General features: G+C 43.8%; 12 protein-coding genes. 5 read left to right on the top strand and 7 right to left on the bottom strand.

Features of this window, described 5'->3' with window-relative positions; all coding sequences use genetic code 11:
* Positions 1–483: 483 nt before the first annotated feature.
* From rsmG to mnmE, 3 genes are read right to left on the bottom strand one after another with little or no spacing between them, the layout of a single operon-like run.
* Entirely contained in the window at positions 484–1,200 is a 717-nt protein-coding gene (gene rsmG, locus ABVF09_RS06595) for a 16S rRNA (guanine(527)-N(7))-methyltransferase RsmG (RefSeq protein ID WP_371068808.1), read from the bottom strand.
* 26 nt (positions 1,201–1,226) lie between these two features.
* Positions 1,227–3,116: a tRNA uridine-5-carboxymethylaminomethyl(34) synthesis enzyme MnmG gene (gene mnmG / locus ABVF09_RS06590; protein WP_371068807.1), complete on the bottom strand. Its 1,890-nt coding sequence runs from the start codon at positions 3,114–3,116 to the stop codon at positions 1,227–1,229.
* A gap of 51 nt (positions 3,117–3,167) precedes the next feature.
* Positions 3,168–4,544, bottom strand: coding sequence for a tRNA uridine-5-carboxymethylaminomethyl(34) synthesis GTPase MnmE (mnmE, locus tag ABVF09_RS06585; protein ID WP_371068806.1), 1,377 nt, complete (start codon positions 4,542–4,544; stop codon positions 3,168–3,170).
* Positions 4,545–4,846: 302 nt separating this feature from the next.
* On the opposite strand from mnmE, the gene ABVF09_RS06580 reads away from it, so the two are divergent.
* Positions 4,847–5,014 carry a hypothetical protein gene (locus tag ABVF09_RS06580; protein ID WP_371068805.1) on the top strand — a complete coding sequence of 56 codons (168 nt, stop codon included), beginning with the start codon at positions 4,847–4,849 and terminating at the stop codon, positions 5,012–5,014.
* Here ABVF09_RS06580 and jag read toward each other — a convergent pair.
* From jag to rpmH, 4 genes are all read right to left on the bottom strand, one after another.
* Complete coding sequence (gene jag, locus ABVF09_RS06575) at positions 5,003–5,626, bottom strand: RNA-binding cell elongation regulator Jag/EloR (protein WP_371068804.1); 624 nt, start codon at positions 5,624–5,626, stop codon at positions 5,003–5,005. The two genes, ABVF09_RS06580 and jag, sit on opposite strands and share 12 nt — an antisense overlap.
* Positions 5,626–6,408: a YidC family membrane integrase SpoIIIJ gene (spoIIIJ, locus tag ABVF09_RS06570; RefSeq protein WP_153461473.1), complete on the bottom strand. Its 783-nt coding sequence runs from the start codon at positions 6,406–6,408 to the stop codon at positions 5,626–5,628. Before spoIIIJ ends, jag begins: the two co-directional genes overlap by 1 nt.
* Before the next feature lie 96 nt (positions 6,409–6,504).
* The gene (gene rnpA / locus ABVF09_RS06565) at positions 6,505–6,846 is read right to left on the bottom strand and encodes a ribonuclease P protein component (RefSeq protein ID WP_026568921.1); all 342 of its coding nucleotides are present in this window, start codon (positions 6,844–6,846) and stop codon (positions 6,505–6,507) included.
* 310 nt (positions 6,847–7,156) lie between these two features.
* Positions 7,157–7,291 carry a 50S ribosomal protein L34 gene (gene rpmH / locus ABVF09_RS06560; RefSeq protein ID WP_019377820.1) on the bottom strand — a complete coding sequence of 45 codons (135 nt, stop codon included), beginning with the start codon at positions 7,289–7,291 and terminating at the stop codon, positions 7,157–7,159.
* Positions 7,292–8,738: 1,447 nt separating this feature from the next.
* Here rpmH and dnaA point away from each other — a divergent pair.
* From dnaA to recF, 4 genes are all read left to right on the top strand, one after another.
* Complete coding sequence (gene dnaA, locus ABVF09_RS06555; protein ID WP_026772081.1) at positions 8,739–10,091, top strand: chromosomal replication initiator protein DnaA; 1,353 nt, start codon at positions 8,739–8,741, stop codon at positions 10,089–10,091.
* A 229-nt stretch (positions 10,092–10,320) separates the two neighbouring features.
* Positions 10,321–11,463, top strand: coding sequence for a DNA polymerase III subunit beta (gene dnaN / locus ABVF09_RS06550; protein WP_026772082.1), 1,143 nt, complete (start codon positions 10,321–10,323; stop codon positions 11,461–11,463).
* A gap of 198 nt (positions 11,464–11,661) precedes the next feature.
* Positions 11,662–11,883, top strand: a complete 222-nt coding sequence (yaaA, locus tag ABVF09_RS06545) for a S4 domain-containing protein YaaA (protein WP_026568924.1) — start codon at positions 11,662–11,664, stop codon at positions 11,881–11,883.
* A 40-nt stretch (positions 11,884–11,923) separates the two neighbouring features.
* Positions 11,924–13,036: a DNA replication/repair protein RecF gene (gene recF / locus ABVF09_RS06540; RefSeq protein WP_026568925.1), complete on the top strand. Its 1,113-nt coding sequence runs from the start codon at positions 11,924–11,926 to the stop codon at positions 13,034–13,036.

Here is a 13,036-nt window from a genome sequence, read left to right as displayed (position 1 = left end):
AAAACAAGGGCTATAATGCTGGTATAGGTGGTCAACTCCTCTCCTCCTGTAACTGTAAAGCAAAGCATTAGTATAGCGAAAAAAATCACTGTGAATTGGAAAATCCGTGTTGTAGTTGAAATGAAAATCACCTTCTTTTTTCTTTTGAGGGAGAGAGATAATTCATTTTGGTAGACGTTACTACAATGAATTTCTTCACATTTTCGTATTCTTCATTAGGTGATATTTCTCCTTTTTAAGAGTCAATCATTTTTCCCGGATTACGTTTCCTCTACTTTTTTAAGATGAAGAAAGACCGAGCGTTTAGACACAAAAAAGCTGTCCACAGCAAAGGGACAGCTTTTTTCAACAGAATGGAAACTATAAATTTCTGTGAGAGTCTGATTACAATGCCCTCCCCCTTGAGGTCTAAAGCAAAGCCTCTGTGGGGCAAAGACAGCCATCACGAGGTTTTGCTTAAAGCTTGGAGGGGCACCCTATTTTTCAGGAAATAGGAGTTCTGTTCGGAACCCCTGGCTTCCTCGGGTATTTGTTCGGCGTTTTTCTTTTCTTTTGAATAATGGCGATATTCCGTTCGCCATTGTCACCAGGTAATGCAAATGTATGCGTATCGACCGGTTCCCCGCCAAGTACCGTAATGGCCGTTCCCGCATCCGACATTTCCTCGGTCAGCTGAGGCCCCTTCATGGCAAGGAACGTACCACCCGTTTTGCAAAGCGGGAGGCACAACTCTGCCAATACCGACATACGTGCCACTGCCCTTGCTGTTACGACATCATACTGACCGCGGAACTTATCGTTTTTCCCGAATGTTTCCGCCCGCTCATGATAAAATGCCACATCGTTTAAACCGAGTTGGCTTGCCAAGTGGTTCAAAAAAGTTATCCGCTTTTTCAACGAGTCGACGATGGTCACTTTCAATTCCGGAAAACATATTTTTAACGGCAGGCTCGGGAAACCTGCGCCGGCCCCGACATCACAAACGTGGAGCGGGCCAGTAAAGTCGTGGTAGAAAGCGGCGGAAATGGAATCAAAAAAGTGCTTTGCATATACCTCTTCCCGGTCTGTAATGGCCGTCAGGTTCATTTTTTCATTCCATTCCACCAGCATTTTAAAATACGTGTCAAATTGATCGATTTGACGATCGTTTAGCGTTATTCCATGTTTTTTTAATTCTGTTAGAAAGGTTTCCTGATTCATCGATAAATCCTTTCTTTTCCTATATTTTATTGATTGGCAACGCGGGAAACATTTCCTTGCTCGATATAGACTAGCAAGATGGAAACGTCAGCTGGGTTGACTCCGGAAATACGGGAAGCCTGACCGACAGACAATGGTTTGACGCGCTTCAGTTTTTCTCTCGCTTCCGTCGCTATACCGCTGATCGCATCATAATCGATATTTTCCGGTATTTTTTTATTTTCCATTTTTCTCATCCGCTCAACTTGTTGATTGGATTTGTCAATATAGCCTTGATACTTGGTCTGGATTTCGACTTGTTCTTTCACACCAGCCGGCAATTCTATGGCTGCAGGCGTTATTTTTTCCAACAGTTCGTACTTCATTTCCGGGCGTTTCAACAGATCAGCAGCTTTGACTGCCTCTTTTAAAGCAGTACCGCCCGCTTCCTCGATAATCTCCTGTACTTCTGCTTCTGGTTTTAAAATAACTTTGGACAGGCGTTTTCTTTCCTGTTCGATCAACTGCTTTTTCTCTGTGAATCGGTCATAGCGCTCCTGCTTGATGGTCCCTAGCTTATAGCCGATTTCCGTCAACCGCAAATCAGCGTTGTCATGACGGAGCAGAAGTCGATACTCTGCCCGGGAAGTCAACAGGCGGTAAGGCTCGTTTGTACCTTTTGTCACCAAATCATCGATCATGACACCGATATAAGCTTGTGACCGATCGAGAATCAATGAATCGATATCAAGTGCTTTGGCTGCCGCATTGATACCAGCCATGATTCCTTGCCCGGAAGCTTCTTCATAACCGGACGTACCATTGATTTGCCCAGCGGTGAACAATCCTGGAACAGCTTTGAGTTCCAGTGTCGGCCACAACTGTGTCGGTACGACTGCATCGTATTCAATGGCATAACCGGCCCGCATGATTTCCGCATTTTCCAAACCAGGAATGGTTTGCAGCATTTCTTTTTGAACGTATTCTGGAAGGGAAGTCGACAGTCCTTGGACATACACTTCTTCGGTGCTTCTTCCTTCCGGCTCCAGGAAAATCTGATGGCGCGGTTTGTCGTGGAAACGCACGACCTTGTCTTCAATGGACGGACAGTAGCGCGGACCTGTACCTTTGATCATTCCTGAGTACATGGCCGACAGACTTAAATTATCATCGATGACCTTATGGGTGAACTCATTCGTATAAGTCAACCAGCATGGAATTTGGTCGGTAATGATTTCTGTCGTTTCATAAGAAAAGCTTTGCGGGTTCTCATCCCCTGGCTGAATTTCCGTTTTCGAGTAATCGATCGAATGGCTGTTCACCCTTGGAGGGGTTCCTGTTTTGAAACGTACCAGTTCGATCCCGAGTTCTTCTAAATGCTCGGACAAAGATACAGAGGCACGCTGGTTGTTCGGTCCGCTTTCATAGGATAAATCCCCGATAATCACTCTTCCGCGCATGAACGTACCTGTCGTGATAACGACCGATTTCGCATAATAAGCTGCCTTGGTTTCGGTGATGACTCCCTTGCACTCGCCATCTTCGATGATCACTTTTTCGACCATGCCTTGGCGCATCGTCAGGTTTTCCTCATTTTCCAACATCCATTTCATTTCCTGAATATACAGCGGTTTATCCGCTTGAGCACGTAGAGCCCGTACTGCCGGTCCTTTTCCAGTATTCAACATACGCATTTGAATATATGTTTTATCGATGACCTGTCCCATTACACCTCCGAGGGCGTCGACTTCTCTCACCACTACACCTTTGGCAGGTCCGCCGACCGAAGGGTTGCAGGGCATGAAGGCAACCATGTCCAGGTTCATCGAAAGCATCAGGGTCTTTGCTCCCCGTCTCGCCGAAGCAATCGCAGCTTCACATCCCGCATGGCCGGCTCCTACAACGATCACATCATAATGTCCAGCATCATATGTCATTTGCTGTCTCTCCTTTTATAAAAAGCTGTCAGTACCAGCTATCTTTTATCATTATTTACCTAAGCAGAATTGGGAAAACAATTGGTCGATCAAGCTGTCATGGACAGTATCCCCGATTATCTCTCCAAGAATCTCCCACGTCCTCGTAACATCAATCTGGACCAAATCTATCGGCATTTGATCTTCCATGCCGTCCATCGCATCGGACAATGCTTGCAACGCTTGTTTAAGCAGCTGAATATGCCTTACATTGGACACATAAGTCAAATCGCCTGCATCCAAATCGCCTTCAAAGAACGTATCCGAAATTGCTTTTTCCAGATCATCGATGCCTTTTTCTTCTATCAAGGCTGTCGTAATCACAGAATGATCCTTCGCCAATTCTTTTACTTTCTCTACATCGATTTTTTGCGGCAAGTCGGTTTTATTTACAATCACGACAACTTCCAGACCTTCTACGGCTTTGAATAAATTGAGATCCTCCTGGGTCAGTTCTTCCCCATTGTTTAGCACAAGCAGAATCAAATCCGATTCTTTTAAAACCTGCCTTGATTTTTCCACCCCGATCCGCTCGACGATATCTTCTGTTTCCCGGATTCCCGCTGTGTCGACCAGACGCAAAGGAACTCCGCGTACGTTGACATATTCCTCGATGACATCCCTGGTCGTACCGGGGATTTCGGTAACGATTGCCTTATTTTCGTGGACCAGCGCATTCATCAACGAGGATTTACCGACATTCGGCCGACCGATGATAGCAGTCGACAAACCCTCACGTAAAATTTTGCCCTGCTTGGCAACTTCCAGCAGGCGCTCGATTTCACGAAATACCTCTTTCGTTTTGCTGATCATCATTTGATGCGACATTTCTTCCACATCGTCATATTCAGGATAATCGATGTTCACTTCTACATGCGCCACCGTTTCCAGCAGTTCCTGGCGCAGTTTTTGAATCAGCTGGGACAGACGACCATCCATTTGTTTGAGGGCCACGTTCATCGCTCTGTCGGTTTTTGCTCTGATTAAGTCCATCACCGCTTCTGCCTGTGACAAATCGATCCGGCCATTCAAGAAGGCGCGTTTAGTAAACTCTCCCGGTTCAGCAAGGCGTGCACCTTGGGCCAGGACTATTTCTAGCAAGCGATTCACCGAAACCAAGCCACCATGACAGTTAATCTCCACGACATCTTCCCTGGTAAATGTTTTGGGTCCTTTCATGACAGTCACCATTACTTCTTCTGCAACTTCGTTGGTAGACGGTTCGATGATTTTCCCGTAATGGATCGTATGGGACTCCACTTCAGTGAGTGGTTTTCCATCGAACAATTTGTTCGCAATCCCTATCGCTTCCGGTCCGCTCAATCGGACGATAGCGATGGCACCTTCCCCGATCGGTGTCGATATCGCGGTAATCGTATCTGTTTCCATCCGTTTCACCTCCAACTATTCTAAATTCCATCTATATATAGTGCCCATTAAATTTATCACCAATTAGCGACCGATTATTGCTGTAGTCACTAACTTATTAGCATATCATAATCTGACACATTTGAAAATATCCACAAGCGTTTTTCTCCACTTCGGTTATCCACATGTGTATAATTTCATTTTCTTCCGGCGTTGTGTTTTCTATCCACAGCCTTTTCCGAAAGCTTATTTTAACACTTATTGGGGATAATACCTAGAAGAATGGCTGATTTTCCTCTTATACAATTTATAGATTCCCTTGATTGGCAGTACATCCTCATACGGACGACGGAATTATCGAAAAAGATGGAGTGGCGGCGGATAGAAGGGAACAAGCGGCAAAGAAAGGACGCCGCGTTTATTCCTGCAGGCAGCAAAAAATCCGGCTGTCGATGAAAGTTCCGACAGCCGGATTTGGATTAAGAGTATGATGGTTTGATGACTACGTGCCGGTTTGGTTCCACGCCGGCGGAAGTAGTGTTTACCTTTTTATGTTGTTGCAATGCTGTATGGATGATTTTCCTTTCATAAGATGGCATCGGTTCCAGCGTGACTTCTCTATGAGTATTGATCGCTTTGTCTGCCATTCTTTCAGCAAGATTGATCAACGTTTCTCTACGTCGGCCCCGATATCCTTCCGCATCCACTACAACGGTAAAACGCTTGTCTGCGTAGCGATTCAACACGAGTTGAACCAAATACTGCAATGCATTCAACGTTTGTCCCCGTTTGCCGATTAATATTGCAATCTTATCGCCGGAAAGATCGAAGGTTATCTGTTTGTCTGTGACAATCGTCTCGACTTCTACAGATACTCCTAATTCTGCGATTATCTCCTTTAAATACGCTTCTGTTTTTTGTATCGGATTTTGTGCAACGGATACTTTGACAATTGCCGGTTTAGAACCGAAAATTCCCAGGATTCCTTTTTTTCCTTCATCAATAATATCCAAGTCAACTTGGTCCCTCGAGGTGTTTAACTGCTTCAATGCTGATTGGACCGCATCTTCAACTGTTTGTCCAGTAGCAGTTACTTGTCTCACTATTTCGTTCCTCCTGTTTGAGCATCCTTATCCTTCATCATCGGCTTTCTGATGAAAACTGTCTGGGCTACCATGAAGATGTTACCCACTACCCAGTACAACGCCAGCGCCGACGGGAAGAAAATAGCTACAACCCCAATCATGATCGGCATCATGTAAAGCATCATCGTCATCTGCGGCATCATCGCATTTTGACTTGTATTCGTACCTGCCATCATCAACTTTTGTTGTAGGAAGGTCGCTCCGGCAGCTACGATTGGCAGGATGTAGAAAGGATCCGGTTCGCCTAATTGGAACCAAAGAAAGCTATGCTCTTTGATTTCCGCCGTTCTCATGATCGCCTGGTAAAAGGCAATCAAAATCGGCATTTGGACGATCAACGGCAAACAGCCTGCTAGCGGATTGACGCCGTTTTTCTGGAACAATTCCATAGTCTCCTGCTGCAGCTTCTGCTGCGTATTGGCATCTTTCGAACTGTATTTTTCCCGGATTTTTTGCAATTCCGGCTGGATATCCTGCATCGCTTTCGAGCTTTTCAGCTGCTTGATATTCAGCGGCAGTAAAACCAATCTAATTAAAATAGTAACTAGAACGATCGAAAGACCGTAATTTTCATTAAACATGTTCGCTACATAGGTGATCAGCTGTGACAAAGGCCATACAAACCAGTTATTCCAAAAGCCTTCGCTGTCTGCTGTAATATCCTGGTTTACCTGTGTACAACCAGAAAGCAAGCCTAGTACCAGTGTCAAGGCCATTAGCAATAAGACCTTTTTACGCAATATACTTCCTCCTTACTTCTCTACCATCATCGATGTTAGTTATCTAATTGTATTCTACCATGTATTTTACAGGTGTTCTATATAAAATAGAGCAACCTACCTGGCAAGCAGTCTTGACTTGGACAACACATGCATCAAGCTTTTCTTGATCTGGTGAAAGTCCATGTCCTTCGCAGGTTTGCGGGCAATGACGATGATATCGTAGGTATCCGCCACCTGCTCGTCCAACTCCAAAAATGCCTGCCTCAGATAGCGCTTTATCCGATTGCGAACCACTGCATTACCGATTTTCTTGCTGACAGACAAACCGATGCGGTAATGCTCCTGACCTGTTTTAGCCAGATAATAAATAACCAGCTGCCTATTGGCAAATGATTTTCCTTTTTTAAATACAAGTTGAAATTCTTCATTTTTCTTCAAACGATACGCTTTTTTCATGTGAAATCTCCTCCAACTGAAGGTAAGCACGGTGCAGACCTCAGAGGATCAGTGAAGTAATCGGTAATCTGCAGGCAAATAAAAACTGCTGCCCTTATATGGAAGTGCAGCCGATCCTGTCTCCTATCGTTTCCGGAAAGACGGCAGAAAAAACGTGCTCCACATCATTATTCAGTAAAAGGCCGTGTTTATGTATGGCTAAAAATATCAAAAACAGGTGGTAAAGCCTTTTTTATCTGATTCTATTATAGATAGAGCTACGAATTTTCGGCCAAAAGTGGAAAAAAGACCACTGAAAATCTTCAGTGGCCTATGCAGATAATACTTTTCTTCCTTTACGGCGACGACGAGCTAGAACTTTGCGTCCGTTTTTCGTGCTCATGCGTGTACGAAAGCCGTGAACTTTTTTACGTTTACGATTATTTGGTTGAAATGTACGTTTCATCTATAACACACCTCCCTGAGGATGAAAAAATTCTTCTAATCAAGACAGTCCCATTCATTATACGGAATAGTGGTTTCATCTGTCAACTTGTTTTCAGACAATCCGGCCATCCAACCATTGCCAATTTTTCAAGATCCCCTTCCCCCGCTTTCCTCTCGTTTGAACACCCGCGCATTTAATATAAACTGCGACATAGTTTGGATGCGACTTCCTGAACTTACTTTTGTTGAGTTGGAATTCGACGCTGCGAAAATACCCTGCGCTTTCCGCGGGCGGCTGGTGAGCTTCCTCGAGCTGGCGCTCTGCGGGATCTCACCGAGGCCTTTCCTCCCGCAGGACAGGTGTTTTCGGTGGGACGAGTAATCGCAGTCCCAAGGAAGGCTGCGGCAGCGATGCATCGCACGAAGAAAATGGTTTTGTATTTTCGAGGAGTCTCCAGGTATTTTCTTCGCTAGGAACAGCTTTCTGTTAAAAAATGCGTGTACTAGACATTTTTTATCCATGATACTCCAAGCATCGTATCATCAAAAGATTGCCGGGAAAACAAGTAGAAAGTCCAAGAACAGGATAATAAATGGAACTTCAACTATCTATTTATGAAAAGAAGTACACATTTCCTGACAAAAGCTTTTAAGATGGCTTGTTGGAACTCAAAGAAAAAGTCTCTAGGTTTGCGATAACACCATGCTTCTTAGCGTAGGTAGCATGCGTAGACTCCAGCGGGAACAGCGCGAGCTGAAGATCCACTAGGTAAAGCGGTTTACTTTACCTAGTTAGCTGAAGCCGTGCCCGCGGAAAGCGAAATATGCTACCGAAGCGTTGGTTAGCACGCTTTTTGAATAGAACATTACAGTTACTGCGCATTTTCTATCCACATCAAATTAAGAGCACTCTACTAATATCAACCTAACTGTTATATCACAAGCTGTTATACCACAGCCCTTCTCAACAAAAAACCTTCCGCTCGGTCCCTATCCGAAAACAGACTTTGACAGTTATCCACATAGCCTGTACACTCTTTTTTCATGAACAAATCTTTTTCCACATCGGTTATCGACAAATTAATCACAAAATATAGTGCTGTGGATAGTTTTTGTCTACAACCTGTAGTTTTTGTGGATAACTGTCGAAAAACCATTGCGCCATCCCGATTTATTTGATATTATATTTGTGTTTTAACAGTTGAAAACTGACCGCGCATATTATTTTTATCCACAGATTGTGGATAGCGTGTGGACATTTACACACATGCTTGTTTTTAAAGTTATCAACAACATTGTGGAATACTTCGATAATCGGATCTATCCCCTGCAATGACCGTATCTTTTTATCCACATTTACTTCGTTATAATTCTCATACCTTTCGATCTTTCTCTCGACATAGATCCAAGAAAGATTGCGAGAGGTTTTTTATTTCTCTTAACTTACTGAAAGGGGTGACGACGGGTTGGAGAACATCCAAGAGTTATGGACAAACACGCTGAAATCCATCGAACAAAAAATTAGCAAACCAAGCTATGATACATGGTTGAAAAACACCAAGGCAGACCAACTGGACGATGATACGTTAGTCATTTCGGCCCCTAACGAATTCGCACGGGATTGGCTGGAGAGCCGTTATACCAATTTGATTTCCGATGCTTTATTCGAAGTTACCGGTGCCGAATTAAAAACAAAGTTCATTATTCCAGAAACGGTTCACGAGCCGGACGACGTCAAACCGCCTGTTAAGAAAGTCCCTGATATCAAAAACAACGATAATGGGGAATCACCGAAGTCGATGCTGAATTCGAAATACACTTTCGATACCTTTGTAATCGGATCAGGCAACCGTTTCGCCCATGCTGCTTCCCTCGCTGTGGCGGAAGCACCGGCCAAGGCCTACAACCCGTTATTTATCTACGGTGGTGTCGGATTAGGAAAAACCCACTTGATGCATGCGATCGGCCATTATGTATTGGATCATAATCCAGCAGCCAAAGTGGTCTATTTGTCTTCCGAAAAATTCACGAATGAATTCATCAATTCCATTCGTGACAATAAGGCAGTGAATTTCCGGAACAAGTATCGGAATGTCGATGTGCTATTAATCGATGATATTCAATTCCTGGCCGGAAAAGAACAAACCCAGGAAGAATTTTTCCATACTTTTAATACCTTGCATGAGGAAAGCAAGCAAATTGTCATTTCCAGCGATCGGCCGCCGAAGGAAATCCCGACATTGGAGGATCGTCTTCGTTCCCGATTTGAATGGGGGTTGATCACAGACATTACCCCGCCGGACTTGGAAACCAGAATTGCCATTTTGCGTAAAAAAGCAAAGGCAGAAGGTTTGGATATTCCGAACGAAGTCATGCTTTATATTGCCAATCAAATCGACACCAACATCCGTGAACTGGAAGGTGCCCTAATCAGAGTGGTGGCCTATTCTTCATTGATCAACCAGGATATCGATGCTTCACTGGCTGCCGAGGCGCTGAAAGACATCATTCCGAGCTCGAAGCCCAAGGTCATTACGATTGACGGCATTCAGGAAATTGTAGGAGAACGTTATAACGTCAAGCTTGAAGATTTTGCGGCTAAAAAGCGGACAAAGTCGATTGCCTTTCCTAGACAAATTGCTATGTATTTAACAAGAGAATTGACCGACTATTCTTTGCCTAAAATCGGAGAAGAATTTGGCGGACGAGATCATACCACGGTTATCCATGCCCATGAAAAAATTTCAAAGATGATCAGCCAGGATAACCAGTTGCAAAAAGAAATCGAAGAAATAAAGGAACAGCTAAAATCCCTGTAAACAGCACTCTTCTCTTTTTATTTTCGGAAACGGGGGCTGTCCTTCTGTTTTTTCCACATGTGAATAACGTGAATAACCATACAAACTTACTAACACTCTATCCACAGCCAGATAAGCTTCACTTCCTGGGAAGAATTTGAGTTATCCACATAATCACATGCCCTATTACTATTACTACGATTTTTTATTAAAAAAAATATATAATATACTTCCCCTAGGAGGATTATTGATGAAATTTGTAATTCAGCGTGATGAATTGATGAATAGCGTACAACATGTCATGAAGGCTGTATCTTCCAGAACGACTATCCCGATATTGACAGGAATAAAGGTAGAAGCGGGAGAAGAAGGCATTAAATTGACGGGAAGTGATTCTGATATATCAATCGAATCCTTCATTCCCAAAGAAGAAGACGGAATTGTCTACGTGGAGCAAATAGAACAAGGCAGTGTTGTATTGCAGGCAAAATATTTTCCGGATATCGTCCGTAAACTTCCGGAAAAGACAGTGGAGATCGAAGCGGATGATCACTTGAAAGTCACCATCCGTTCTGGGGGATCGGAATTCCATTTGAACGGGCAAGATGCACAAGAATATCCACAACTGCCCCAACTTCATACGGAAGACAGCTTTGAGTTACCCACAGATTTATTGAAAAACTTGATCAAACAAACTGTTTTCGCAGTATCCACAGTGGAAACCCGTCCGATTTTGACAGGTGTGAACATGAAGGTGGAAGAAGGTCACTTGAATTTTATCGCTACAGACAGTCATCGACTTGCGTCAAGAAGAATACCGCTGGAAGAAGCCAATTCCCAAGTGAAATTTTCCAGTGTCGTCATCCCGGGTAAAAGTTTGATTGAATTGAATAAAATTCTTGAAGGCAGCGAGGACTCGATTCAAATCAGTGTAACGGAAAATCAAGTATTATTCCGGACGAAACATTTGTATTTCCTTTCCCGCCTGTTGGACGGAAATTATCCGGAGACATCCCGATTGATTCCAGAACAAAGCAAAACAGTTGTCCACAGCGCCACTAAAGAACTGCTTCAATCGATTGACCGTGCTTCGCTGTTGGCAAAAGAAAGCAAGAACAATGTGGTTCGGCTCATGACAAAAGAAAACAATCAAGTTGAAATAAGCAGTAACTCCCCTGAGGTAGGAAATGTGACAGAGGAGGTTGCCGCCCAATCCATCGACGGGGAAGAGTTAAAAATCTCCTTCAGTGCCAAATATATGATGGATGCATTAAAAGCAGTCGACAATGAGCAGGTAAGAATCGAGTTCACCGGTGCTATGCGGCCATTCATCATCCGGCCGATCGACGATGACCAGATTCTGCAATTGATTTTGCCTGTAAGAACTTACTAAACGTTGGGAAAACAAACTTTTTAAACTCTTGCCGGAGTGTCCTGGCAAGAGTTTTCCCTTTTATAACAGTTTTTTGGCAGGATATGCTCTGCAAGGAGAAGGAATACTAACTGACAACGCTCTAGCTTTTGGATGGCGCTTTTCATATTCCGAAATGTTTAGTAAAATAAAAAGAAGGCATAAAAGTCAGGTGATAACATGAACGAAGAAATTGAAATCAATACTGCGTATATCCAACTAGGTCAGTTTTTGAAACTGGCCAATATTTTGGAAACCGGCGGTATGGTAAAATTGTTTCTGGCCGAGTATCACGTTTTGGTGAACGGCGAGCCGGAAAATCGCAGGGGTAGAAAACTATATCCCGGCGATACGGTTGAAATAGAGGAAGTTGGTTCTTTTACTGTGGCTAAGCAAAAGTGACGGTTTTTCCTCATGAACCAGGAAAAGAAAGGGAATTCGGATGCATATTAACCAACTAGCCCTTAAGAATTACCGGAATTATGAGCAAATGCAATTAACCTTTGATGATAAAATCAACGTCATAATCGGCGAAAATGCCCAAGGCAAAACGAATTTGATGGAGGCTATCTATGTACTTGCCTTCGCGAAATCACACCGGACGCCGAGAGACAAAGAACTTGTCCAATGGGAGAAAGAATATGCTAAAATAGAGGGGAATGTCTCAAAAAGAAACAGAAGCTTCCCCCTGGAAATCATCATCTCTTCCAAAGGCAAGAAAGCCAAACTGAATCATCTTGAGCAGCGGCGCTTGAGTGACTATATCGGAGCAATGAATGTAGTCATGTTCGCACCTGAAGACTTGAACCTGGTAAAAGGCAGTCCACAGGTCCGCAGGCGCTTTATCGATATGGAAATCGGACAAATTCAGCCCACCTATATCTATCATCTAGTTCAATACCAAAAAATCGTCAAACAACGGAATCATTTGTTGAAAGGTTTACAAAGAAAACAGCAGGCCGACCGGACGATGCTCCAAGTATTGACAGAGCAGCTGATTGAGCATGCTGCCTTTATCATAGAAAAACGATTTACCTTCCTGGAATTGTTAAGGAAGTGGGCGGATCCCATTCACCAGGGAATCAGCCGCGGGATTGAACGACTCGAAATTAACTACCAGGGCACGATTGAGGTATCAGAAGACAGTAATAGGGAAAAAATAACAAGTATGTACCAGCAGCGTTTTGCGGAAGTGGAGAACAAGGAAATCGATAGAGGGACGACGCTTGTCGGACCCCACCGCGACGATCTGCTGTTTCTTGTCAATGGCAAAGATGTGCAGACATATGGATCACAAGGGCAGCAGCGCACCACCGCTCTTTCGTTGAAGCTGGCTGAAATAGAGCTGATTTACAATGAAGTCGGTGAGTATCCTATCCTGCTGCTTGATGATGTGCTTAGCGAACTGGACGATTACCGACAATCTCACTTGCTGAACACGATACAGGGAAAAGTACAAACATTTGTATCGACCACCAGTGTGGACGGCATAAAACACGAAACACTGGAAAAGGCAGAACTATTCCACATAGAAAATGGAAAACTCGTCACGTAG

Source organism: Sediminibacillus sp. JSM 1682029, from assembly GCF_041366435.1.
Taxonomy (GTDB): Bacteria; Bacillota; Bacilli; order Bacillales; family Amphibacillaceae; genus Sediminibacillus; species Sediminibacillus terrae.
Note: the sequence above shows the minus strand (reverse complement) of the source record. Positions and strands in the feature narration are given on the sequence as shown.

Coding starts and splice junctions, on each gene's coding strand:
- rsmG (WP_371068808.1), bottom strand. CDS start 1,200: ATGAATCAGGAAACCTTTCTAACAGAATTAAAAAAACATGGAATAACG.
- mnmE (WP_371068806.1), bottom strand. CDS start 4,544: ATGGAAACAGATACGATTACCGCGATATCGACACCGATCGGGGAAGGT.
- dnaN (WP_026772082.1), top strand. CDS start 10,321: ATGAAATTTGTAATTCAGCGTGATGAATTGATGAATAGCGTACAACAT.
- rnpA (WP_026568921.1), bottom strand. CDS start 6,846: ATGAAAAAAGCGTATCGTTTGAAGAAAAATGAAGAATTTCAACTTGTA.
- rpmH (WP_019377820.1), bottom strand. CDS start 7,291: ATGAAACGTACATTTCAACCAAATAATCGTAAACGTAAAAAAGTTCAC.
- mnmG (WP_371068807.1), bottom strand. CDS start 3,116: ATGACATATGATGCTGGACATTATGATGTGATCGTTGTAGGAGCCGGC.
- recF (WP_026568925.1), top strand. CDS start 11,924: ATGCATATTAACCAACTAGCCCTTAAGAATTACCGGAATTATGAGCAA.
- yaaA (WP_026568924.1), top strand. CDS start 11,662: ATGAACGAAGAAATTGAAATCAATACTGCGTATATCCAACTAGGTCAG.